Origin of the sequence: Belliella aquatica, assembly GCF_014637795.1 — a bacterium.
Classification (GTDB): domain Bacteria; phylum Bacteroidota; class Bacteroidia; order Cytophagales; family Cyclobacteriaceae; genus Belliella; species Belliella aquatica.
In genome coordinates, this window is record NZ_BMFD01000010.1 from 95,913 (window position 1) to 121,135 (window position 25,223).

The 25,223-nt window shown below is 37.7% G+C and carries 22 protein-coding genes and 1 pseudogene; 9 read left to right on the plus strand and 14 right to left on the minus strand.

The genetic code is table 11. The annotated features are described in order from the left end of the window. The first annotated feature begins 91 nt into the window (after positions 1–91). A complete protein-coding gene (locus IEV57_RS13760; RefSeq protein WP_188443619.1) occupies positions 92–802 on the plus strand; it encodes a LytR/AlgR family response regulator transcription factor in 711 nt (236 codons plus the stop codon). A 2-nt stretch (positions 803–804) separates the two neighbouring features. On the opposite strand, the gene IEV57_RS13765 is transcribed toward IEV57_RS13760, so the two are convergent. The 9 genes from IEV57_RS13765 to trxA form a co-directional block, all read right to left on the minus strand. Beyond that, positions 805–1,137, minus strand: coding sequence for a thioredoxin family protein (locus tag IEV57_RS13765; protein WP_188443620.1), 333 nt, complete (start codon positions 1,135–1,137; stop codon positions 805–807). Beyond that, entirely contained in the window at positions 1,128–2,498 is a 1,371-nt protein-coding gene (locus IEV57_RS13770) for a hypothetical protein (protein WP_188443621.1), read from the minus strand. Before IEV57_RS13770 ends, IEV57_RS13765 begins: the two co-directional genes overlap by 10 nt. After that, positions 2,495–3,565 (minus strand): c-type cytochrome, encoded by a 1,071-nt coding sequence (locus tag IEV57_RS13775; RefSeq protein WP_188443622.1) that lies wholly within the window; start codon positions 3,563–3,565, stop codon positions 2,495–2,497. Before IEV57_RS13775 ends, IEV57_RS13770 begins: the two co-directional genes overlap by 4 nt. A gap of 178 nt (positions 3,566–3,743) precedes the next feature. After that, on the minus strand, positions 3,744–4,889 hold the full coding sequence (locus tag IEV57_RS13780) for an MFS transporter (RefSeq protein WP_188443623.1): 1,146 nt from the start codon (positions 4,887–4,889) through the stop codon (positions 3,744–3,746). Positions 4,890–5,184: 295 nt separating this feature from the next. Next, on the minus strand, positions 5,185–5,667 hold the full coding sequence (locus tag IEV57_RS13785) for a DUF6691 family protein (protein ID WP_188443624.1): 483 nt from the start codon (positions 5,665–5,667) through the stop codon (positions 5,185–5,187). A gap of 12 nt (positions 5,668–5,679) precedes the next feature. Continuing rightward, entirely contained in the window at positions 5,680–6,261 is a 582-nt protein-coding gene (locus IEV57_RS13790) for a YeeE/YedE family protein (protein WP_188443625.1), read from the minus strand. 98 nt (positions 6,262–6,359) lie between these two features. Further along, positions 6,360–7,772: an OprD family outer membrane porin gene (locus tag IEV57_RS13795; protein ID WP_229744483.1), complete on the minus strand. Its 1,413-nt coding sequence runs from the start codon at positions 7,770–7,772 to the stop codon at positions 6,360–6,362. A 107-nt stretch (positions 7,773–7,879) separates the two neighbouring features. After that, positions 7,880–9,301 carry an MBL fold metallo-hydrolase gene (locus tag IEV57_RS13800; protein WP_188443626.1) on the minus strand — a complete coding sequence of 474 codons (1,422 nt, stop codon included), beginning with the start codon at positions 9,299–9,301 and terminating at the stop codon, positions 7,880–7,882. Positions 9,302–9,384: 83 nt separating this feature from the next. Beyond that, positions 9,385–9,705, minus strand: coding sequence for a thioredoxin (gene trxA, locus IEV57_RS13805; protein ID WP_188443627.1), 321 nt, complete (start codon positions 9,703–9,705; stop codon positions 9,385–9,387). Between the two features lie 147 nt (positions 9,706–9,852). Between trxA and IEV57_RS13810 the strand changes: the two genes are divergently transcribed. After that, on the plus strand, positions 9,853–12,831 hold the full coding sequence (locus IEV57_RS13810; RefSeq protein WP_188443628.1) for a glycosyltransferase family 117 protein: 2,979 nt from the start codon (positions 9,853–9,855) through the stop codon (positions 12,829–12,831). Between the two features lie 126 nt (positions 12,832–12,957). After that, complete coding sequence (locus IEV57_RS13815; protein ID WP_194383027.1) at positions 12,958–13,689, plus strand: putative outer membrane beta-barrel protein; 732 nt, start codon at positions 12,958–12,960, stop codon at positions 13,687–13,689. 25 nt (positions 13,690–13,714) lie between these two features. Here IEV57_RS13815 and IEV57_RS13820 read toward each other — a convergent pair whose 3' ends face one another. Further along, positions 13,715–14,494 (minus strand): class I SAM-dependent methyltransferase, encoded by a 780-nt coding sequence (locus IEV57_RS13820; protein ID WP_188443630.1) that lies wholly within the window; start codon positions 14,492–14,494, stop codon positions 13,715–13,717. 48 nt (positions 14,495–14,542) lie between these two features. On the opposite strand from IEV57_RS13820, the gene IEV57_RS13825 reads away from it, so the two are divergent. The 5 genes and pseudogenes from IEV57_RS13825 to IEV57_RS13845 all read left to right on the plus strand — a co-directional run. Further along, positions 14,543–15,793: a GWxTD domain-containing protein gene (locus IEV57_RS13825; protein WP_188443631.1), complete on the plus strand. Its 1,251-nt coding sequence runs from the start codon at positions 14,543–14,545 to the stop codon at positions 15,791–15,793. After that, positions 15,766–16,539 carry a 23S rRNA (guanosine(2251)-2'-O)-methyltransferase RlmB gene (rlmB, locus tag IEV57_RS13830; RefSeq protein ID WP_188443632.1) on the plus strand — a complete coding sequence of 258 codons (774 nt, stop codon included), beginning with the start codon at positions 15,766–15,768 and terminating at the stop codon, positions 16,537–16,539. Before IEV57_RS13825 ends, rlmB begins: the two co-directional genes overlap by 28 nt. Positions 16,540–16,641: 102 nt before the next feature. Then, positions 16,642–16,896, plus strand: coding sequence for a hypothetical protein (locus tag IEV57_RS13835; protein WP_188443633.1), 255 nt, complete (start codon positions 16,642–16,644; stop codon positions 16,894–16,896). Between the two features lie 66 nt (positions 16,897–16,962). After that, positions 16,963–18,006, plus strand: coding sequence for a BF3164 family lipoprotein (locus IEV57_RS13840; protein WP_188443634.1), 1,044 nt, complete (start codon positions 16,963–16,965; stop codon positions 18,004–18,006). A gap of 9 nt (positions 18,007–18,015) precedes the next feature. Continuing rightward, positions 18,016–18,192 (plus strand): annotated as a pseudogene (locus IEV57_RS13845) (TrmH family RNA methyltransferase); the annotation flags it as partial. 45 nt (positions 18,193–18,237) lie between these two features. Here IEV57_RS13845 and IEV57_RS13850 read toward each other — a convergent pair. The 4 genes from IEV57_RS13850 to IEV57_RS13865 form a co-directional block, all read right to left on the minus strand. Beyond that, positions 18,238–19,776 (minus strand): YifB family Mg chelatase-like AAA ATPase, encoded by a 1,539-nt coding sequence (locus IEV57_RS13850; RefSeq protein ID WP_188443635.1) that lies wholly within the window; start codon positions 19,774–19,776, stop codon positions 18,238–18,240. An 81-nt stretch (positions 19,777–19,857) separates the two neighbouring features. Next, a complete protein-coding gene (locus IEV57_RS13855; RefSeq protein ID WP_188443636.1) occupies positions 19,858–20,223 on the minus strand; it encodes a hypothetical protein in 366 nt (121 codons plus the stop codon). Positions 20,224–20,257: 34 nt separating this feature from the next. Continuing rightward, the gene (locus IEV57_RS13860) at positions 20,258–22,090 is read right to left on the minus strand and encodes an ABC transporter ATP-binding protein (protein ID WP_188443637.1); all 1,833 of its coding nucleotides are present in this window, start codon (positions 22,088–22,090) and stop codon (positions 20,258–20,260) included. A 99-nt stretch (positions 22,091–22,189) separates the two neighbouring features. Next, positions 22,190–23,881: a hypothetical protein gene (locus IEV57_RS13865; RefSeq protein WP_188443638.1), complete on the minus strand. Its 1,692-nt coding sequence runs from the start codon at positions 23,879–23,881 to the stop codon at positions 22,190–22,192. Positions 23,882–24,113: 232 nt separating this feature from the next. Between IEV57_RS13865 and IEV57_RS13870 the strand changes: the two genes are divergently transcribed. Further along, complete coding sequence (locus IEV57_RS13870; protein WP_229744485.1) at positions 24,114–25,046, plus strand: hypothetical protein; 933 nt, start codon at positions 24,114–24,116, stop codon at positions 25,044–25,046. The last annotated feature ends 177 nt before the right edge of the window (positions 25,047–25,223 follow it).

A 25,223-nucleotide genomic window follows, 5' to 3' on the forward strand; every position in this document is an offset into this window, starting at 1 on the left:
GCTGTGTGTTCATTTAATTTACTTTTCAATACCGATTATTTTAATCTTTCATTTTTAAGACTTTATTGCAGTGAATTTATAATGAAATGATATGAAAAAAATATTGATAGTAGAAGATGAACACGAATTAGCATTGAATATCCAAGAGATCCTTATCAATCTTGAATATGATGTTGTAGGCATTTTTAATAATGCTATTGACGTTCTAGATTATTTCATTGATGGATCTGCCGATCTAATTTTGATGGATGTCTTGATACAAGGCGACCTGGATGGCATTGACCTTTGCTATAAGCTGAAAGACAAACTCAATATTCCAATTGTATTTTTAACGGCTTATTCAGACAAATCAATTCTGGAGCGGATTTCAAAAATAATGTATGATGGATACCTCCTCAAACCGTTTACAATCGAAAGCCTTAGATCAGCAATTTTTCTAGGACTTGAAAAATTGAAGGAAAACGAAAACACAAAGCAGATTTCATCTACTAAAAACACCTTAAAAATCAGAGATAAAGGTTTCTTAGTACCAGTCCCTATCTATGATATTCTATTTTTAAAGGCAGATGGACTATATACAAAAGTTTTTGCCCGATCAAAAACCTATTTGATTCGAGATATCCTTAAAGATGTTTTGGGAGATCTACCTCATACCACATTCGTGAGAGTTCATAAGTCATATATGGTAAATGTGCAGCATATTTCATCTTTCAATTCCAAAGAACTTCAAATAGATGAATATACAATCCCAATCAGAAGAGGATTCTATAAAGAACTTCACAAGCTAACCGACGCAAAATAAGCTTAGAAAAACATCTCATACAGTCTTCCAATTTTCGCCCTCAACTCCCCAGTCGTAACAAGCCCGTTTGATCGGAAGAACTCTTTGCCCTCAAAAAATATCATGATTCCTGGTACAGAAAGCATCCTCAACTGAGCAGCCAACTCTTTATTTTGAATCGCTTCAAATACGAGCATTTCCATTTTAGGAAAATCCTGCTCGATTAATTCCTTTACTTTCGGGAAAAGTATCTTACATACACCACAAGATTCCTGATAAAAATAAATCAAGACTGCAGGGTTTTCCTCAAGTAGTTTTTCAAATTCAGCTGACGTAATCTTTTTCGTTATTTCCATTGTATCGTATAATTCGCAATCAAATTGACATGGACAAGATTGACTTTATTGTAAATCCATCCCGGCATCAATTCTTCTTTTTCTAAGGCCAATTTAGTCAAAATCAATCCATGAAAATCTAAACCTCGCCCCCAAGCTTCAGGAGTGTATTTAACTCCCAGATTCCCTTGAGCATAGGAAGGAAAAGCATATTTATTGATCTTGAAGGTATTCGCTTTAGGTAGAAAATGTAAACCAGCATGCCCATAAAATACTAGCCCTTTTTCGCTAAACCTACTCTCGTAATACGCAGTCACGGCTGTCACCTCACTGAAACCTTCGTTTCTTTCTCTTGGGATAAAGGTGAAAAATGGATCTCTGCCCCACTCTCTAGGACTAAGGTATCTTCCCTTTCCTCCGATATGGGTAAAATTAAGATGCCAAGTAGATTTTGGAGACTTCATCCCAATCCGTACACCTAAAATCCAGTTTTCGTCGTACGGGTCTTTGTAGCGTAATAACGCGTTTTCATTTCCTCCGTCTTTGATTCCATGCTGGAACATAATCTGAAGCCCTGAAACCAATCTTTTTGAATTTGCCAATTTCCAGTCTCTTTGGAATTGAGTGAGAAACGTACTAGAAATATTTTGTACATAGGTATGATTAAATTCAAAGGAAAAAGCATCTTCCTCCACTACATGCTTCCAATCAAAAACAGATATGAAATCGCTATTCACATTTCCAATATACGCCGATGGGTTCCCCTCTGTATCTAAACCAATCGGGTACAAACCCATTGATTCTCCTATTCCAAACCAGGAGGAAGTTGATCTAGGGGAAATACTTGAAATGTAATTTAGCGTAGCTGTATTGAATCTGTCAGGAGTGAAATTCACAAATAATCCCTCTACAAATGTAGGGGACAATCGCCCATCTTGTGGGTTGATCAAAGCGGTATTAATCGGCATCCTCCCAGCAGCAAATGACAATAGCTCTGTTTTGAATTTGAGCTGAAATTCCTCCACTCGACCAAAATAATTATTACCCAAATCTGTCACATCGAGTAATCCCGCTTCATACCTATTTCGCCCTCCAGTGATCGGATCTCGAGCAACTAAATCAGAACTTAGGATTTTACCAAAAATGGCATATCTTCCAGAAATAGAAAAACCTTTATATGCTGGTGTTTCGAGTTTTACAAAGGCTGATTGGGCCCAAGAAAAATCATTTTTAAAGTCATCATAATAGGTTGTTGACATGAAAAAACTCCTTGTGCCTAAAGTCCAATTGAGCTTAGTCTTAACATTAACAGAATCTAAATCTACATGACCAAAAGCAGTCGAGCTCCAAGTTAAACCCAAGAAAAATATGATCTTTTTCATTTCAAACCAGCCAGTGCTTTAGCTTCTTTGATAGGCTGAAATGGTCCAAACTTATGCTGTTCTTCTGAGAATCCATCCGAAAATGGGCCAAATGGATGATCAACAGGCTTTTTACTGATATCCGGCCAATCATTTGTAATATCTTTCTTTGGTCTAGCCATAGAGTTTACATAAGCAGCTACATCCCAAGCTTGCTCATCAGTCAACATCGGACGCTCATAGGTTGCTCCCAAAGGCATATTCGCCTTGACGTATCCTGCAAATCTTGACATTCGGTAAAGTCCCGCTCCATCATTATAACTATGCTCACCCCAAAGTGGTGGATAGGTATATCCTAAGCCATCAAACCTTGGCATTCCTTGACCATCTTCCATATGACAGGATGTACATTGATTATCGTAAACTCTTTTTCCAGCGACTGGATTTGCTGGTCTGTCTAGGAATGCCATTTCATAAATCCCCACTCCTTTGGGAGATTCTCCTTTAGCAACATCCTTTCCCAACCATTCCATATATGCTACCATCGCCTGCATTTCTTTACTGTCAACAGGGAGCCCTTCCCCATTCAAACTTCGCTCAAAACAATCATTGATTCGCTTAGGAATATCTTCGGATTGGCCTGATCTAGCTCTGACTTTTGGATAATTTGCAGCCACTCCTGAATAGTTGTTGCCTAATGGTGCTGTTCCCGCGTTAAGATGGCAGTTTTGACAATTCATCCCATTAGAAATTTTCATCACTTTACCATTTGGCCCTAGATACTCGGACGTGTTAGCAACCAACTCTTTTCCATATTTGATCAGGTCAGCATTAGACTGCTCTTCCACGAGATCCCAATTTGGGGCGGCCCACATTCCTTCACTACTCATCAATGCCAAAGAAATAGAAGTATCCTCTGTAACTAGTTCTGCGGTATTCTCAGTCGCAAGATTGAGCTTTGGAAGTGATCCTCCTTGGTATATAAAGAGAATCCCGGTGATCGTAAGAGCCGTAAATGACGCTACAATGACCAATAAAGCGACCATCAATGATACGAGCTTGATAAAGGGTTCGAATGGGTTTTTCATTATTTTGGGTTAATTACACCTACAAAATTGCATTTTTCAATATTCGAAAAATGTGATATTTCTCACATGACAGCCATGAATATAAAAAATATTCACTTGCTAAGAACACAAACCCCAAATCTAATTGCGTCAATGAATCACCATACCTCCAAAAGATAATATCAATAAGCAGCAAGCCTTATATATTCTCAAAAACTCGGAAACGAATACTTGCCAACAAGGTAATACCCAATCCTGCTAGTGCGATTAAGATAAATGAAGCTTTCAAACTTGATAAATCTGCAATAAACCCAATCAAAGGAGGTCCGATCAAAAATCCGAAAAAAGAAATGGTAGAGACTATAGCCAAAGCTACCCCTGGAGAATATAATTTTGACCTCCCCGCGACGCTATAAGCTACGGGAATGATCGAGGCTACACCAAAACCAACTAAAAGAAAACCAAAAATCGCTGGATAAGCAGTTGGCAAAGCTACAGCAATAATCAACCCCGAAAAAATCAAAATCCCGCTTCCTCGAAGGATGACCAATCGACCAAATCGATTGTTTAAACGATCAGAAATAAATCTTCCCGACGCCATCGCTGCCATAAAAGTCACATAACCAATCGCGACAAAACTCGGATTGATATCGACCACTTTTTTGAAATAAACACCACTCCAGTCAAACATACACCCTTCTGCCAACATCCCTAAAAAAGCAATTCCCCCAATTCTCAAAAGGAGATCATCAGGCCTTTTTAGTACCATTCCTCCACCAGCTTTAGGCTTTTCTTCTTTGACCAGTAATCCTTGAGAAATAATGATAATCAGCAACACCAAAACTGAAATCAGCAGGTAATGAAATTTTGGTAAAACATCAAAATAGATCATCCCTGCTCCAATTCCAGCTCCTGTAAATCCTGCAAGACTCCAAAGTCCATGAAAAGAAGCCAAAATACTCCTCCCATACATATCTTCTAAAGCCAATGCTTGGGTATTGAGAGAGATATTCATCAAGTTACCTACCATCCCAAAAAATACAACTGAAGGAATTAAAGTCCAGATGGTACTACTAAATCCGATCAGCGGAAGAAAAATCATATAACCCACACTACCAAATACAATCACCATTTTACTCCCGTAGCGATGCACGAGCCACCCTGCCAAGGGTAATGCTACCAAAGAACCAATTGGCAGGCCTAGTAAAAGAGTACCCAATTGGGATTCTGAAAGTTCGAATTTGGCCTGTACATCAGGAATGCGCGAAGCCCAAGAAGCAAAGCACAAGCCTGCCAAAAAAAATAAACTGCCCAACGCTGCTCTTCTCTTTTGCAATATGGTCATAGGTATCAATAGGTGAATAAGCTCGAAATTTACTACTTTATCCTAACAGATTATAGATAAGGCTAATGCAAATTTTCTCTTGGCAGTTCAATCGATTAAAATTCATAGAAGGTAGATTAGAAGGTTTTTGTAACAAAAATTAAACTCCAAGGTTAATAAAAAATGGAATTTATAATCGCAGGAAGCATCGTTTTAGCAGCCATATTACTAATTAGAGTAGTGATCAAAAGAGTTTTTGGCTAAAAAAAGCCACTCCGAATATCAGAGTGGCTTTTTGCATACAGTCAAAATAAAATTAGTTTGGTAGTTTGTCAGAGAACCTACCGTATACCCATGTACCTGCTATTGCACTCAGGAGGGTTACTAGGATAACACTGAATCCACTTCCGATTTGAGCGAATAATGGTCCTGGGCATGCTCCAGTCAAAGCCCAACCCAAACCGAAGATAAATCCTCCGATAATCTGACCTTTTCTAAATTCTTTTTTAGGGATATTAACTGTCTCCCCTTTCATAGTTTTGATGTTGAACTTTTTGATCAATTGAATAGAAACCAATCCAACCACTATCGCAGAACCGATTACACCGTACATAAAGAAGGATTGTAACCTGAACATTTCCTGAATTCTAAACCAAGAAATGATTTCTGCCTTGACGAAGACTGCTCCGAATAAAATACCTATGATCAAGTACTTCAATAATCCATCACTATTTGCCTGCATATTTGGTGCTTCACACTCTACAGGATCTATGTTTTTTACTTTTTCTTCTACTTTCATCTTATTTCAAAATTAAAATCCTACCATTTTCATCAAAGGCTCTAATAAAACGTGAGTCATCAAGAAACCACCAATCATAAAGAAGATTGTCGCTACCAGAGAAGGCCACTGTAATGAAGAAATTCCCATAATTGCGTGACCTGAAGTACAGCCTCCCGCATACCTCGTCCCAAAACCTACCAAAAAACCTCCAATCACAAAGAAAAGGAGACCTTTTCCAGTCAATAAATTCTCCCAAGAGAAAATCTCGACAGGTAATAATTTTGAGTAATCTGTGATTCCCAATGCCGCTAAGTCTCTCTGTGTTGATTCTGCGACCACAATGATATCAGGATTTGAGAAGAAGGTAGTGGCTACAAAACCACCCAATAAAACACCCACCACAAACACGATATTCCACATTTCCTTTTTCCAATCGTATTTGAAAAAAGGGATATTGGCAGGTACACACATGGCACACACATGTCTCAATGATGAAGATATACCAAAAGATTTATTACCTACTAGCAGCAATATCGGTACAGTAAGCCCTATCAGAGGCCCCGCTACATACCATGGCCAAGGCTGACTGATCCATTCAATAAATTGTTCCATTTTTCTTTATTAATTTTAGTTATTTACTTTTCTTTTTTTATCACTTGGATTTAGATTTTAATCCTTCATCCTTCATCCTTCATCCTTCATCCTTCATATCAAAACTTATAATCTACAATGAAGTTCAAGTTCCACATATCTACTCTATTAATCTTATTGCTATCCAAAAGACCACTTCTCTGTTTAGCAGATTTATTGACTGCTAAAAATTGAAGATTAAATCCTTCAAAATAATTTTTGAATCTATATTCTAACATTCCTGTGAAATGATAGTAAGATGGGATTCCGTATTTATTGGTCGTAAACGAAGTCATCGATGAATGATTGACCAGCCCAGCGCCCGTTTGTGCAAATAGCCCTTCTACAGGCGTAACCAAATCATATTTGATTACATACGCGCTCATCCCTCCTGCACCTTCATAGCGCTCTCTTGGCATACTGGCGTAAAGCTGTTCTCTTCCCCATTCTCTAGGAAACAGAAACCTCCCTTTGTCGTTGATGCCCAAGTAATTGAATGAAAGACTATGACTCCCTCTGAAGAGGCCAATTTTCGCTCCAATACCTGAGGCACTCTCATCAGGAAGGATATAGGTCAATTGATTATTTGCATTCCCGCCATCATTGATCGCAAATTGATGAAATCCTTGAACTCCCAGGTGCAATCGTGTACTTTGAGGAAAGTTGATCGTGTAATCTACCTGTCCGAAGCTCATGTTAAACACATTTTCGGCAGTATAATTCCAAGTTTGTACCGTTAACCCTTGATCATGATATTGCAAACCCAACAAACCAATTCCTTTTGAACTGATATTTCCTTTATAATTTGATGGCTCCCCAAATGGATTCCTACCAAAGCTATACACTCCAAACGAGTCGTCAATGCTATACCAATCCACTGTACCCCTGATTGTAACCTGATTGATCCACATGGCAGTGGTTTTGAGCTTGAGCCCAGAATACGTCACCGACAAACCCTGAAAGACATTTGGCCTCATCCGATTATCCTGATCATTGAGCAGTGGAGTCATGACCTTTTGCCTACCCAAAACCAACTTGACCCGATTTTTCCGATATGCCAAGTACAGCTCCTCGAGTCTATCCAGCTTATTGCTATTTCCGACATCATTCATGTCATACAGCAATATTTCATATCTATTCCCTCCTCCGGTGATTGGATCAGCTATTCGAATATTATTTTCAAAGACCTGATAAGTAAAGAAGCCATTGAATCTAAACTGAAGACCATTCCACTCTGGACTGGTATAACCTATCCCCGCACCAGCTGCAAGTGTGGCGTAATTGATCACCTCACCCGAATTGATCGTAGACATCAAGTATGATCTAAAATGAAAGTCAAAATTCCCACTTTTCAAATCTTCTTTTAATGAAGTCTTTTTGACCTTCAGACTATCCAAATCATCGTTAACTGAACCTGCCAAGGAATTCCATGACTGAGTAAATAGAAGGATGATAATGAAAACTCGAATCATATTCAAAATTGCTCTTTTCAATTTTGGAAAAAAGTGACAAAAATCACTTATCCCTCATTAAAGTAAAAATGGCAAAGCCGAAGCTTTGCCAAATGGTGATTTTAATCTATTCTAATAAAGCTAATTTCTTACAGCAATGTAGAAGGACATACGTAGTCACTCACTTTGAATTTTTCTGATTCCTTCAAGGCTTTAAATCCACCATTGATGTCGATCAAGTTGTCATAGCCTCTCGCCTTAAGAATTGATGTAAAAATCATCGATCTATAACCACCAGCACAATGAACATAGTATGTTTTATTTTTATTCACTTGTAGCATGCTGTCATTGATATAATCAAGGGGTGCATTTTCAGCACCAATCACATGTTCACTTTGGAACTCACTGTTTTTTCTAACATCAAGAATATTTACTTCTCCTTGACTTTTTTGAATCGCAGCAAATTCTTCCACTGATATCGATGTAATCGTATCTATTTCTCTTCCATCAGCTTTCCAAGAGTCAAATCCTCCATCTAAATAACCGATCGAATAATCATATCCTACTCGAGCAAGTCTCGTGATCACTTCCTCTTCCATTCCCTTCTCGGCAACTATGAGAATCTCTTGCTTCAAGTCAGGAATCATAGCTCCCACCCAGACTGCAAAACTTCCATCGATGCCGATGTTGATTGCATTTGGGATAAACCCTTTGGTAAATACCTGAGCATCTCTTGTATCTAATACCACAGCACCAGTTTCGTTTGCTGCTGCTTCAAAAGCTGCTGGAGAAAGTGGATTCACTCCTCTTTTCAAAACTTCGTCAATGCTGTCATATCCTTGGATATTCATCATGACATTTTGAGGAAAATATGCCGGTGGAGGTGTAAGTCCTGTAATCACTTCTTTGATAAACTCTTCTTTGGTCATCTCCTGAAGCGCATAGTTTGTCTTCTTTTGATTCCCTAGGGTATCTGATGTCTCCTTACTCATGTTCTTACCACAAGCAGAACCTGCTCCGTGAGCTGGATAGACGATCAAATCATCTGAAAGAGGCATGATTTTATTTCTCAATGAATCATAAAGGTGAGCCGCAAGCTTGTCTTGTGTCAAGTCAGCAATTACCTTTTGAGCCAAATCTGGACGTCCTACATCACCTATAAACAAGGTGTCTCCTGTGAATATGGCCTCTTCTTTACCTTCCTCATTATAAAGAAGATAGCAAGAACTTTCCATGGTATGTCCAGGAGTATGAATCAATTTGATTGTCAAATCCCCTACTTTAAACTCCTGCCCATCTTCTGCAACAATGGCATCAAAACCCAATTTCATCCCTGTAGGACCAAATACGATATCTGCTCCTGTTTTAGCTGCCAAATCTTGGTGACCTGAGACAAAATCCGCATGGAAGTGCGTTTCAAAAACATACTTGATCTTCACATTATTTTTTTCTGCTTGATCGATATAAGGCTGCACCTCTCTCAAAGGATCGATGATAGCAGCTTCACCATTTGATTCAATATAGTACGCTCCTTGAGCAAGACATCCTGTATAGATTTGTTCGATTTTCATATTCGCTTTCTAATTATTTTTGGTTTTATAACTGATGCAAAATTAAAGATGCAAGATTACTTACTGAATGACTTTTGTCACATTTAGACAGTTTCGGGCACATTTTGATTAATCACATTGACCAATTGATGTGCAGGCACTACACCAGATTGTCTCCAAAGTACTTCTCCTTTATGGAAAAGGATCAAAGTCGGAACACCCCTAACTTGGAAATTGCTTGCTGCCAACTGATTTTTGTCCACATCTACTTTGATGATTTTCACCTTGTCACCAACTTGCTTCGCTGTATCTTGTAGAATGGGTTGCATCATCTGACAAGGGCCACACCAAGTGGCAAAAAAATCAACCAAGACAGGCTGATCTCCTGATATCAATTCATTGAATGTTTTTGGTTGCGTGCTCATAATTATTGTGTTTGAATCATGTTTCAAAATTAGAATTTCGCTGAGGACGAAACAGTAATTTTTATCACAGAAGCTTAAAACGTGTTAAAATTCCTGACATTAGTGATTATTTGTTTATTTTCGCCCGACACTATTATTTCAAAAACAATGCTTGATTACAAAAAGGTCAATAATCTGACAGGATGGCTGGTTGCACTAGTCGCCACTTTAGTTTACGTTTTGACTGTAGAACAGACTGCCAGCTTTTGGGATCCAGGAGAATTTATCGCAGTAGCTTACAAGCTGCAAGTTCCACACCCTCCGGGAGCGCCCTTTTTCTTGTTGATTTACAAGATGTTCGGGTTTCTCGCTTTAGGAGATGGACTACAAGTTGCCTATTGGATGAATGTGGGAAGTGCCCTGTTTTCAGGCTTCACCATTTTGTTTTTATTCTGGTCTATCACCTTGCTTGGAAGGAAACTTTTCAAGATGAAGAAAGGACAAGAAAGCAAAGGCGAAACCATTAGCTTAATGGGTGCAGGTATTGTAGGCGCCTTGGTTTATACCTTCACTGATAGTTTCTGGTTTTCAGCTGTCGAAGCTGAAGTGTACGCCATGTCTTCCTTCTTTACCGCCATCGTCATTTGGGCGTTTCTGAAATGGGATGTCATCGAAGATCCAAGGGAAGAAAACAAGTGGTTGATTTTTATCGCTTATTTGGTTGGCCTTTCGATCGGTGTCCATTTGCTCAATTTGGTTACGCTGCCTGCATTGGCTTTGATTTATTATTTCAAAAAGTACAAAAACCCAAATATCAAAGGGGGTGCCATTGCTTTACTTTGCGGTGGAGTTGCCTTGATTATCATCAATAATTTTATCATCCCAGGACTACCAAGTCTCGCTGGATCGATTGAGATTTTCTTTGTGAACAGCATTGGATTGCCGTTTGGATCAGGGATTGTATTTTTCTCTGCGGTTTTCTTAGGCTCCTTGATTTATGCAATTTTATACAGTATCAAAAAAGAGAAAGTCATCCTCAATACCATTTTGCTTTCATTGACTTTTGTATTGATTGGATACAGTTCTTATGCGCTGATTGTCATCAGAGCAAATCAAGATCCAGTGATTAATGAAAATAATCCAAGCGATATTATCAGTTACGTTTCTTATCTGAAAAGAGAACAATATGGCTACAGACCACTCCTTCATGGACAGTATTTCACTGCTAAAGTAGAATCTCAAGAAGATGGAGCTCCAATCTATCTGAAAGGAAAAGACAAATACGAGATTGTAGATTACAATACTGTCAACAAATACGAAAAGAGTAAAACCACAATTTTACCAAGAATTTACTCCACCCAAGAGAGACACAAGCAAATCTATCGAGCAAAGCTTGGACTGAGTCCAGGGCAAGAACCGACATTTAGTGACAATATCTATTTTATGATGACCCATCAGTTGGGACACATGTATTGGAGGTATTTTATGTGGAATTTCTCTGGCCGAGAAAGTGATTACTCCGATGCTCCATGGCTGGGAATCACCGATGCATTCAGCGACAAATTCCCTGACTACATCAAAGAAAATAAAGCGCATAATAACTATCTGATGCTTCCTTTAATACTGGGATTGATCGGTATGTTTTTCCAAGCGAAAAAAGACCCAAATTCCTTCTACGTCACCTTGGGTTTGTTCCTGATGATGGGTGTAGTGCTGGTTCTTTACTTGAATTCTCCGCCTGTTGAACCTAGAGAGCGAGATTATATTTATGTAGGATCCTTTTATGCTTTTGCCATTTGGGTGGGGTTTGGAGTCTTGGCCTTGTCCCATTGGATTGGCAAACTCAATAAAAACCTCCCAATTGCTGGTATTATTGCCACGTTGATTGCTTTCCCAATTCCTGTACTGATGGCAGTACAAAATTGGGATGATCACAATAGACAAGGAAGATATTTCTCTGTAGATTCTGCAAGGAATTTCTTGGCTTCCTGCGAACCCAATGCCATTCTCTTCACAGGAGGTGACAATGATACTTTCCCACTTTGGTACGTACAAGCCGTAGAGAATTTCAGAACAGATGTAAGAGTCGTTGTTTTGAGTTATTTTGATACCGATTGGTATGTAGATCAGATGACTCGTCAAGCATATGAATCTGAAGCTTTGCCTTTCTCTTTGACTTATGAAAACTATAGAAAAGGAACTAATGATGTTCTTTATTTATATGAAAGAGAAGGCCTTGAGGCTATCTCAGCTAAGGAATATTTGAGATTACTCAAAAACCAAAGTGATTTACTCAAACTTCAGGGTTCAAATAAGATAACCATCAACATGGTTCCTGCTAGAAATATTATTTTAGATGTTGATGTAGAAAAAGTCTATAATCAAGGATTGATTCCTGAAGGTATGGAAGCTTTGGTAACTGATCAGATGAACCTCAGAGTAAAAGGTGAGTATTTGACAAAAGGGAATATGATGTTGCTTGACTTGATCACTTCCAACAATTGGGAGAGACCGATTTACTTCAATAACACTTCGCTTGCCACAATCGGATTAGATTTAGAAGAGTACGTGGTGATGGAAGGATTGACTTATAGACTCCTTCCAGTGAGAAAGCCTCAGAATTTCAGAGCAGAATTAGTCAATGCTGAAAAATCATACAAGCATGTCATGGAAGATTTTGCATTCCGAGGAATGGATAATCCGGACAATTATTTTGATGATGAATTCAGAAGATTTACTTCAAATCATAGAAGCGCGTTGAATAGCATCGCTATTGCTCTTCTAGATGAAGATGAAATTGAAAAAGCTGCAGAAATCTTAAATTTTGGTATCGCCAAGATGCCAAATGAAGCAATTGCCTACGATCTAGCAAGTGGACAATCTGTTCCTCTGCTCTTCGAAGTTGGTGAAGATGAAAAAGCGCTAGATATCGTTGAGAAAATGACTGTAAAGTCAATTCAACTTCTAGAGTTCTATGCCAAAACAAATCGTGAGTATGATCGTGAAGCAATGATATCTCTTGAAATGCTTCGCTACTTTGTCCCTCTTCTTGAAGAAAAAGGGTATACTGATTTGGCTGCTGAACTGAAACGAGACCTAGAAAGATTCGTGGGAACTTCGGGAGGCAATAGCCTCGACAGAAGGTAATCAGCTAATAAAGAGCTTCATAGCCGAAGCGAATGCTACAATTCAAACGAAGAGCTCCGTGTATAAACATGGAGCTCTTTACTTTTGATTCGATTAACAAAACGTTGTGACTTAAGTGGACCCCTCGTGGCAAGAATTAACAAATCCCAGAAACTAAAAAAACATTTCAATCGGCAAGTGAAAAAACTCGGATATTTGAAAAAACTTTTTAATTTTATTTTTATGAAAAAACTATTTTTAGTGATCGCATTTTTGAGCCTTGGATTTATTTCAAATGCTCAAACAGAAAAAGGGAAGTTCTTATTAGGTGCTGGCACGAGCTTCTCGGTTGGAGAGTCTAATGGCTATATGTCACTTGGATCTTCTTCCTCCACTATAGTGTTAAGTGATGGCACTACCATAAGAACAAAGAACTCAAGCGTAAATTTTGCTCCAAAAGTTGGTTATTTCTTTATTGACAACTTCGCTGCAGGGCTTGATTTTGCTGCTTTTTTTTCGAAAGGAGAGAATGATCAAATAGGAAATACTTCAAAAAACAAAACGAATCAATTCGCAATTGGACCATTTGCTAGATACTACTTTTCTGGCAAAAAAATCAAACCATTTTTAGAAGTGAATTCTTTATTTGGAGTAAGAAATCAAGAAAGTGAGGTAGGTGCAACAACAATCGGGTATAAGTATTCAATTACAAATGTTGGTGGCGGTTTGGGCATGGCAATCTTAATTGGAGAAAGAAGCGCACTAGATATATTAGCTTCTTATAATTCATTCACCATTAATGAAAATGAAGATAACCCTTTCTCTAGTAAACTTAATAATATAGGTATCAAGGTAGGTTTTACAATATTTTTGAAATAGAGAAAAAGCTGATTAAATGATGATTTTACCTCTTTTTCTCCAACACATAAAACAAATCTAGTCCTTGATCTGGATGATCTACCAAAAGATAATCTTCATGACTGATATCCGTCACGGCATTTCCTTGCTGCTTGTGAAGTTTATTCCTATTCATTCTATTCAGTACTTCATAAGGCCATCTCAAAACTGCAGCAGGCAGTTTGTGCTGTAAATTGATCACATCAAATCGCATGATTTTATTGACAGATTTACGATTTTCTTCATGATAGCTCCATACTTTATCGTTTCCACCTATTCCCATCGCATTCACTTTATCAAAAATCCCCTCACCAAGCTTGATTAATTCCTTTGCTGTATATTCTCTGATATGCCATGGGTTTCGAGATAAAGTATGTCGGATATTCGGTGTAGAGATGATTGCTTTTCCTCCAGGTTTAAGCACTCTATAGATTTCTTCTAAAAATAATTTATCATCCTCAATATGCTCGATCACTTGAAAACTCACCACCGTATCATAAGTATCAGAAGCAATATTATGAAAAGGTGGAATGACAGCTTGCTGAAATGCTACATTAGGGAATTTTGCTTTCAAAGAAGTAATAACTTCTTCGATTTTATCTAATCCGAGGTAAGATTCTACTTTCTCCAACAAAACCTCTACCCCTCGCCCTTCGCCACAACCCACTTCCAATAGATTGCCACTCACCATGGGTTTAGCAGCAATATACGCTTTGAGGAGTCGTTGATGAATAGGATTATCACTTACCAACTTATCTGATGCAATTTCCGTTGTATAGGTAGCCATTTAAAATTTTATTAATTTGAGCAAAAATAAGGTTAATTTTTGAACCAAATGATAACAAAAGCAATCACCAAAAAATTTCCGTTCCTTCTGAGTATCTTTTTGCTCAGTGTATTTTCTTCGATAGAAGTAGTAGGACAGCAGACGTTAGAATCTACCAATCAGGCACTTCGGTACTCGAGATATTCAAGACTTTCCTTGAAAATCATCCCTATTCAAGAAAGCCCAAGGAATTTTATTCTGCAAATACCGATTGAGAAATTAGAAGAAAATGCAGTTTTTTCTGATTACACCTTTTCATTCACGATTTTATCTTCCTACAATCAACCTTTTACAGATGAAAATCTGACTACTTTAAGTGAGATGGATTTGAAGTTGAATACTCAAAATCATTTCTATTTTGAGCAAAGAATCAGGGTTCCTGATGAGCAGCAAGTTGCCATTGCTTTCTTAAAAGTAGTAGATACAAGACAAGGTGATGAATACTATTACCACATGGATTTGATCAGTCCTTTTGTACTTGGTCATCCAAATTTTGGCGCATATTTCGGTAACAACATTCCTTTCGATCAGTCATTTTTGATTCAAGAAGAAGCTTTGCTCTTCAAAACAAAAGGGCCTGTCAGTTTGCATAGTTATTTTTATCCAGCAAGTTTTGAGGCACCATATCCTCCTATGGAGATCAAGCCTTCACCTGTGCCTCGCGAGATTGAAGTAATCAATGAAGGTGATTTCTTGGCTAATATCCCAAAAGATTTTGAAAAAAAAGGGTATTATTTCATCCAATCAGATACCAACTCTACTGAAGGATTGATGATCAAAACAGTCCCGCAAGCATTTCCAAGAGTAGAATCTTGGGAAGAAATGGTAGATATGGTCGTGTATATTTCTACCCGAAGAGAGCACGAGGCACTTTTGGCGGCTGAAGATAAAAAAATCGCCTTAGATCAATATTGGATAGGTTTGACTAAAAATGAAGAAACTGCCAAGACATTGATTCGAGAATATTTCAGACAAATCGAGTTCGCTAATATCCTTTTTACTGACTTCAAAGAAGGCTGGAAAACAGACAAAGGAATGGTCTACACGGTCATGGGTCCTCCAAATGGTGTCACTTTCAGACAGAATGCAGAAATATGGACTTATGGCGATCTTAACTCAAATTCCAAAATAAACTTTACCTTTGCACGCGTCAAAAATATTTTGACTCCTAATTATTATACACTCAACCGTTCTAGAGCTTTGCAGCCTGAATGGTTCAAAAGCATTACACTATGGAGAAGCGGAAAGATGGATTTCTAATTGAGCGTGGCGAACAGGATAAAGATTTTATTTTTGGTACACGAGCGGTAATGGAAGCCATAAATGCTCAAAAAGATATAGATAAAATCCTTGTCAATAAGGATCTCAACAACGAGATTATCAAAGAATTGCTCTCACTCGCCAAGGAAGAAAAAATTCCTGTGGTCCGTGTACCAGAAGCAAAGCTTAACAGAACAACAAGAAAAAATCACCAAGGTGTACTTGCCCATATTTCGGCGATTCAGTATGCTTCTTTAGACAATGTAATTGACGAATGCTTTAGCAAAGGCATTGCTCCACTTATCTTGGTCTTAGATAGAATCACAGATGTGAGAAACTTTGGTGCCATGGCAAGAACTGCTGACTGTGCTGGCGTTCATGCGATCGTCATTCCTGAAAAAGGAAGTGCTCAGATCAATTCTGATGCCGTAAAAACTTCAGCAGGAGCCTTGAATTTTCTTCCAGTTTGTAGAGTGAAAAATCTTTACTATACAGTGAAAGATTTGAAAAAAATGGGTTTGAGCGTAGTAAGTGTAACGGAAAAAACAGAAAGAGCCATGTACGAGGCCGATTTCACCGTTCCTACGGCTTTGGTATTAGGATCAGAAGAAGATGGAATCTCTCCAGAGATCATGGGAATCAGTGACGAGTTTGTCAAAATCCCACTTTCAGGAAATATCGAAAGTTTAAACGTATCTGTTGCCGCGGGAGTAGTCATCTACGAAGCGATCAGACAGAGGAAATAATAGATTGAAAACATTTTTTTGAAAAACTAAAAAACAATTCTATAACTATTTGCGATTTAATATATATATATGTTTACGGAATAACTTTAAACATATAAAATCATGAAAAAATTAAAGAATTATTGCACCGCATTTTCACTAATGTCAGTTTTCTTTGCTGCATTGGCCTTCTCCATTATTGAAGCTAATGCTTTTGATGATACAAAACCTCAAACCTGTAGAAGTGAATGTCAAAGAGATCTAGATGGAGTATGTTCTATTTGGACAGTAGATCCCGAAGGTGAGCCTATTTGGGGTAGTTGCGTTCATTGGAGGAAAAAAGATGGTGGTTCAATTGAGCCTGTGGAAATTAATTAATTTAGTTATAGGCTAGAACAAGTTTTTTGTTCTAGCTTTTTTTCAGCCCAAAAGAATATTTATAATATGAAAAACTGCATTTTATTCCAATTTTTGATTTTAATTATTATTACCATTGGATGTGCAAAAAAAGATGAATTCTATCTAGTTGGTCCTATTGAAAAAGTAAATCTTGATAACGTAATATTAAGCGACACTTTATTTAGCACTGAAATCAATGAATTGTCAGACACCCTTTTTTTACCTACAAGAATTTTTACCGTAGGAGATTATCTCATAATTGTTGAGAGCGTCTCTGATAATACTATGCATATTTATAATCTCGTTGAAGAGAAATACATTGGCTTATTTGGTAAGAGAGGCGCTGGCCCAGGCGAAACATTTTCTTTATGGCGATTCCATGTAAAAAATGAAAAAGAGTTTTTAGCTTTAGACACTGAGCTTGCCAAAGTTGTATCTTACAATATAGATACCCTAATTTATAAAAACACACACTCAGATGAATTTTTAAATAAAGGTTTGTCATACACGAATGGCATAATATTAAATGGCAATGAATTGACTTATCTTAGTACAACAAGTTCACCGATTGAGGATCAAGCAAGGTTTTATACTCTTGATTTAGAAAATCAAAGCCTACCTTCACAATTTGGCAGTCTACCTAGATTAAATAAAGACTATCCAAATGTCAATCCTTACGACCAAAAACCCACTTTGGAATTTGCTCATCTTGCTCAAGAGAAAAATCGTGTTCTTTTAACTTATGCTTATATTCCATTAATTGAGATTTATGATTTAAACAACAAAACAAATCAAGCAATTAGAATTTCAGATAAATTACCTTCTGAAGAATTTTTTATAGCAGCAAAATATTTTACCTCACCAAGCATTGAAGGTGATAAGATGTACGCTTTGTACTGGGAAGGAGATACTACTTACAAACAAACAACTAATATTATTATGGTTTTTGATATAAATGGAAAGCCTATAAAAAAATTAATTCTTGACGAAGCTATCTCAATGATGAGTATAAAAGATGACTTATGTTATGGTCTTATAGTTGATAGTGAAAAATCAGAAAATAAAGTGATAAAATTTAAAATTAACTAAACTCTGTAAAATTTCACCGTTCCAACAGCTTTGGTATTAGGATCAGAAGAAGATGGAATCTCTCCAGAGATCATGGGAATCAGTGACGAGTTTGTCAAAATCCCACTTTCAGGAAATATCGAAAGTTTAAACGTATCTGTTGCCGCAGGAGTAGTCATCTACGAAGCGATCAGACAGAGGAAATAATCAAAAAAGGCGGTTTAAAAACCGTCTTTTTTGATTCACCTATTTTTATCCAGCCCAACCCTCTCGATCCAAACTTCGATATTGAATGGCTTCAGCCAGGTGTTCTACTTTGATATTCTCACTCAATGCAAGATCAGCTATCGTTCGCGCTACTTTCAAAATCCTATCATAAGCTCTCGCAGACAATCCCAATCTTTCCATCGCTGTTTTTAGGAGTGCTTTTCCTGCTTCATTGATTTCACAAATTTCTTTAACCATATGGGACGGCATCATAGCATTACAAAACACTTCTGGAGAGTTCTTGAATCTTTCTACTTGTAGTTCTCTACCTTTGATTACCCTGTCTCTAATAGCTTTACTCGTCTCTGTTTTTCTGGTAGAAGTCATTTCATCAAATTTTACAGGTGTCACCTCCACATGCAAGTCAATCCTATCCAAAAGTGGTCCGCTGACTTTATTCAAATAACGCTGCACGATTCCCGGACCACAAACACACTCTTTTTCGGGGTGGTTGTAGTAGCCACAAGGGCATGGGTTCATACTTGCTATCAGCATGAAATTCGCCGGATAATCAACTGAGATTTTCGCTCTTGAAATCGTCACTTTCCGTTCCTCTAAAGGCTGACGCATCACTTCAAGAACTGTTCTTTTGAACTCAGGCAATTCATCTAAAAACAATACCCCATTATGCGAAAGTGAGATTTCTCCTGGCTGTGGATTCCCCCCACCACCAACCAAGGCAACATCAGAAATCGTATGATGTGGAGATCGGAATGGCCGCTGAGCAATCAGCGATGCATTTCTTCCTAATCTTCCAGCGACAGAATGGATCTTTGTGGTTTCCAATGCTTCCTGCAGAGAAAGTGGAGGCAAGATTGATGGAAGTCTTTTGGCCAACATGGTCTTTCCTGCACCGGGAGGGCCTATCATGATCACATTATGTCCACCTGTAGCAGCGATTTCCATGGCTCTTTTGATGTTTTCCTGACCTTGCACATCCGTAAAATCAAATTCATAATGCTCAAGCGAACTATAAAAAATATCCCTCGTGTCGGTCACTAAGGGTTCAATGTCTAAATTTCCATCCAAGAAATTGATTGCCTCTTCCAAGGAATCTACTCCTATGATATCCAAACTGTTGACAATAGATGCTTCTGCTGCATTTTCTCTCGGTAAGATAAACCCTTTGAAACCTTGTTTTCTTGCTTCAATGGCAATCGGCAACACACCCTTGACTGGTCTTAGCTTGCCATCTAAAGCCAATTCACCCATGATGACGTACCTTTCAAGTTCAGGAAACATCACTTGTTCTGAGGCTTTGAGTATGCCCAATGCTATGGGTAAATCATAGCTTGAGCCTTCTTTCCTGATATCTGCAGGGGCAAGGTTGATCACGACTTTTTGGCGTGGCATCCTGTATCCAAAATATTTCAAAGCAGACTCCACGCGCTGTTGACTTTCCTTCACAGCACTGTCGGGAAGGCCCACCATAAAGAAACTGGTACCCTGACCCACATTTACTTCTATTGTGATCAGCTTTGCGTCAACACCTGACACTGCACTTCCAAAAGTCTTTGCTACCATAATTTGATTCGATGAAATTAAAAAAGGAAACCTAAAAGATTTCCTAATATAACCAAATTCAAAAGTATTTTGAAAATTTACTTATTTAAAATTCTGCCTTGGCTTGATTACAGAACTTTCTTTATCATCTTCACTTTGATCGATTTTTCTATCGATGTTTTTCAATTTCAAAGCCTGCTCCAAATCATAGAGCTTTGCCTTCAATTCATTTTTTTCTAATTCCTTTTTAGAAAGGTTGCTTTCCAAGCTTTTCATGGCCATTGAACCTGTGCCCCAGGTAGCCAAAAATAAGATCAACCCTACGAGTAGAAAGGTTACCACTGTGCCAGAATACAACTCTGAAACTCCAAATACGCCTTTGATACTTTCAAATGCTAGGAAATAAACCAAACTGAGCGCAAAAAACAGCGCCAAAAGCAACTGCATGATACTATTAAACTTTTTCATAAATTTCTCTTTTTGGGTTAAGCGTTTAAATATACTAAACAGACTGCATTGTGGAAAGTTTCTTGTAAATACCTTCTTCAAGCATCAGCTCTTGGTGCGTTCCTCTTTGGACGATTTCACCACTTTGAATCACTAATATCTCATCAGCATGCTGAATAGTGCTCAATCTATGCGCGATCACCAAAGTCGTTCGATTGGTCATTAGCTTAGTGAGCGCTTCCTGCACCAATAATTCTGACTCAGAATCTAAAGCTGAAGTAGCTTCATCCAAGATCAGGATGGGTGGATTCTTCAATACTGCCCGCGCGATGCTGAGCCTTTGTCTTTGACCACCTGAAAGCTTAGATCCTCGCTCCCCGATTGAGGTCTGATAGCCATTTTCCAATTGAACAATAAAATCGTGTGCATTGGCGATTTTGGCAGCTTCTATCACCTTTGTTTCCGAAATTCCTTCCAAACCAAAGGCGATGTTATTAAATACGGTGTCATTGAACAAGATGGATTCTTGGGTTACAATCCCCATCAAAGATCTCAACTGTGTTAATTCTAATTCTTTTAAATTGATTCCATCTATGCTGATTTGACCTTTTGTAGGATCATAAAATCGAGGCACAAGATCTGCAATAGTTGATTTCCCTCCACCTGAAGGCCCCACCAAAGCAATCGTTTTGCCCTTTTGAAGATTGAAATTGATATTTTTCAATACCTCCTCCTTTTCATAGCCAAAAGACACATTTTCGAAAGAAACCTGATTTTCAAAAGATGTAAGAGATCTCGGATTGGAAATATTCTGGATCTCACTTTCTGTATCTACTACTTTGAAAATCCGCTCTGCTGATGCCAAACCCCTCTGGATTACACTTGCTGCCCTTGATATTTCTTTCGCAGGATTGAGCACTTGCGTGAAGATGATGATATAGGTGATAAAGTCACTGGCACTCAAATCTGAGGTATTGTTCAAAACCAGACTTCCACCATAGACTAAAATCCCAGCAACGACAGATACACCCATAAACTGAGAGATTGGGGAAGCCAATTCATTTTTCTTAGCCATGGACACATTCACATCAGAGTAGTATGCGGTCTCCTCGTCAAATTTCTTTGTAATGTATTTCTTTGCTCCAAATGCTTTGATTACACGCATTCCGCCAATCGTTTCATCCAGAATATTGACTATACGGCCCAGTGACTCTTGACTTTCAACCGCCTTCTTTTTCAACCTTTTGGTAATCCCTCCTATAATCGCTCCTGAAATCGGGATGACTAAGATGGTGAACAAAGTCAATTTGACAGACATGAAAAAGAGTACTGCAAAATATAAAATGATGGTAGCAGGCTCTCTGAAAACCACACGCAATGACTGTACAATACTGTTTTCTACCTCTTGGATGTCATTGGTCATTTTGGACATCAAATCCCCCTTCCTTTCGGTAGAAAAGTAGCCCATATGCATCTGCGCCACGTGATTGAAAATATCCATTCGCATCTTTTTGATGACCTCGGCTCTAACTTTTGCTAAGACTACTCCTGAAAGGTAGGTGAAGAGATTTGCCAAAAAGACAGAAATCACGATGATGATACAGACATAGACGAGTGTTCCAAACTTCCCAAATTCCTCAGAAATCTGTAAAAAATAATAATTGAAAACATGAAGAAAATAATCTATCGAAAATGAAAATTCTGGCTTTTCAAGATATTTTGAAACATCAACTGGTCCACTTTGCTCAAATATCACATCAAAAAGTGGCTTGAGTAAAGTGAAATTCAATAATCCAAAAACTATCGCTAGAAGCGTGTAGACCACATATATGGGTATGTATCTTCTAAAAGGACGGGCGTAAGATAGTATTCTAAAATAGGTATTCATGTAAGCTGCTCTGAATTCGAAGCTGCAAGTTAGTTAATTTTATATATCCTTTGAATTCAAAAACCAGCTTCGCATTCTAAACAAAGTTATCCCTAGTGATCAATAATTAAATTCCTGTCTTACGATATTCATTCTTAAAGATAATTGCGTGAAATTATCGACATCAGGAGCGTCTAGATTTTGAGCAGTCCCCCTTCTGTAGCTTTGACTTAGATCAACAAATAGATTATGCTTCAGCATGTAACTCAAATTCAATGTCCCCATCAAGACCTTATTCTCTACTCCTTGACCAATTTCGTGTCCGAAAAGACCTAGTCCAGTATTTGTCACCAACCTATTTTTCAAAAGGTCTCCTCCAAAATTAACTTCATCACTTGGGTCAGTCCCAAAAAGCTGATAGAATCCAGTTGCGTTTACGGTTAGTCTAGGTAAAGGCTGATACCTCAATATAGCAATCGCTTCTCTGAAATTTGCTCCTCTCGGGTGCGTCAGCGGCGTTCTGTAGTTGGTGAACGCTTGGTTTTCAAACTTTTCTTGATACGTATAAGGTCTAGCCTGATTATATTCCAGCTGCAAATCCAAATTGGAGACTTTGAAGGCATCTATATATTTATAACCTGCCTGAATGGCATGCTTATTTCTACTTGAATTCTTCCCATCAATTCCAAAAAACTCGCCAAACACAAATTCATCCAACGCAAATTGTCCATAAAGCTGCATGCCAGGTGTGAAATTCCATTTCCCATCAAATCCTAACATCACTTTATCTGGTGTGCCCAATTGATGTTCTATCCATCTGTAGAAAATCACAGGATTCAAGTAATTCCAATCAAATTGATTCGCCATAACGGATTCAAAAACACCAATATTCAAATTTTTGCCTATGTTGATTCCAAGTCGGTGATGTGAAAACCATTTTTGAGGATAGCGGCCATCTGTCGGTCGACGACCATTGTAAATGACATCAGCGGTCATCTGAGACCAAAGATTAGTCAGGTTAAATTTCCAAATTTTTGTGTTCAACTTAAAAAAAACATAGGGATTTGAAAAGTCAGACAGAATCATCGATCGATAGCCCTCCCCTACAAAATTTCTATCATGTCCAAATTGTGCTTCGATATTTTTGCTGACATTGAAACTCAAATGCCCCATGGCTGAAAAGTATCCATAGCCCTCAGATTCATAATCCTTCCAGAAGCCTTCTCCCGGGACAGCTCCGTTTTGCTCTGTGTAATCTCTCACCCAAGATGGGAAGATGGTCTGTGTCGTAGTCAAGTAAGTATAGAATCCAATTTTTTTATCAATAGTCCCCCGCAATTCTAAACCACGAGAATTTCTAAACCTAAATGCATCCTCTCCTTGTTCCCTCCCACCTGAGAGATAGAGGACAGGATTGATGTGAATGTCAAAAGTTTCATCTTTGTAATGATAGAAATCCGATGGTTTTCTATACAATTTACCGAGAAATGACCGATTAGAATTTCCTGTTTCACTTTCAGCAAATTCCCAATTGTCATTGCTGAGGTAGTTGATATTAAATTGATCAGCTGCAGAACCTTGAAAAATACCGGATGTAGAATCTGTCAGGTAAGACTCGAGATAGCTTGCAATTTTATCTCTTCGATAGGGCTTGAACCCAGTCTGAAAAACAGGATTCATTTCTCCCTTTAATATCTCATAGCGTTCTATGATGTGATAATAATCCCTATTGAATGGAGCGTAGGCACCTTGAGCTACCAACTTCTCAAAAATTAAAGCTGTAAAAATAAACAAGAGTATAATTTTTTTCATACGTGAAAATGTATTCAATGGAACATTCTCTAAAATTATCAAAAGAATTTAATGTTGAGTAATATTTTTTCCGAAACCGATCCTCACCAACTCAAATAATTTTCACTGAATTGGCTTATGACTTCTTTCGAAATTCAAACTATATATTCAAAATAGCTAAAGTTCCATTCCTCTATTCTATCAATAAACCAAATATAAAGTTGAAAATGTACGTTTTTAGAGCAGAAAGTAATTGCAGAGTAAATTAAAATTAGGTAAGTTTAAATATGTAAAAATCTTACAATTTATGATGAAAGTTATGCTGGGAAAAAGCGTTTTTGTTTGGTCTATCTTATTCACCTTTTCAATATTAAAAGTAACATCCGTATTTTCCCAAAGTAACAGCTATTTCGACGAAGGAAAATACGTAAACTATCCAATCATAACTTTTAAAGAGAATTTTTGGGGAAATCCGAGATATCTGATTGAAGATAAGAAAATCAAGGCTTCTCAAGTCCGAGAATACATGGAAATCATGCCTGGGGATGCAAATGATTTCGCACAAACTCATTCAAAAACCAAGACAGGTAAAGCTCTTCAATTAACGAGTAGTCTGGTGCAACTTGGATCTGTAGCGTATATCGGGAATAACATTGGAAATTTAAATAATGAAGTGATTAGAAATTTTCTAATCGTAAGCACATTAAGTCGTATTACGTCTGGAGTTGGTACCCAAATGAATAGAACAGGAATAAGGAAATTAAATATATTAATAGAAAATCATAATTATTTGATCCGCCAGGAACAATTAACAGGGCGCTATCTTAGATCGGATTTTAGAAATAATTTCTTTGGCCAAAGAATCGATTTATATGAAGGCCCAAATCTACTGTCCAAGGAACAAGTAAATGACCTAAAGATAGAAAATCCCGATTTTCAATATACATTTAAAAAAGCTGAAAATGCACAAAAATTAAGCCTTGCCCTAGATGCGGTAAGTTTAGCCACGCAAATCCTATTTGTTACCTACATAATCTCTCCACGGTTTCAATCATCTACTCCAAGCAATTTTCTTGTTCCACTCGCAATAACTAGTTTTGGCCTTTCAATTTCAAGTCCTATGATCAGAAGAAGTGCAAGAAATAAAACACGTTTAGCTTTACAAGATTTTAACTTCAAAAATTAAAGGCATTATTTAAAGGATTAAAGCCATTTTTTTTGAATCTTTTCAGGTTTAAAAAACCATTTATTTATGTACTTATTTCTATTGAAGCAATACTCTCAATCCCAATGACTACATAGAATGAAGGTTAAATCAAATAATTTTTGGGTTATATTGGAATATTTTACAAAAAAGGATAAC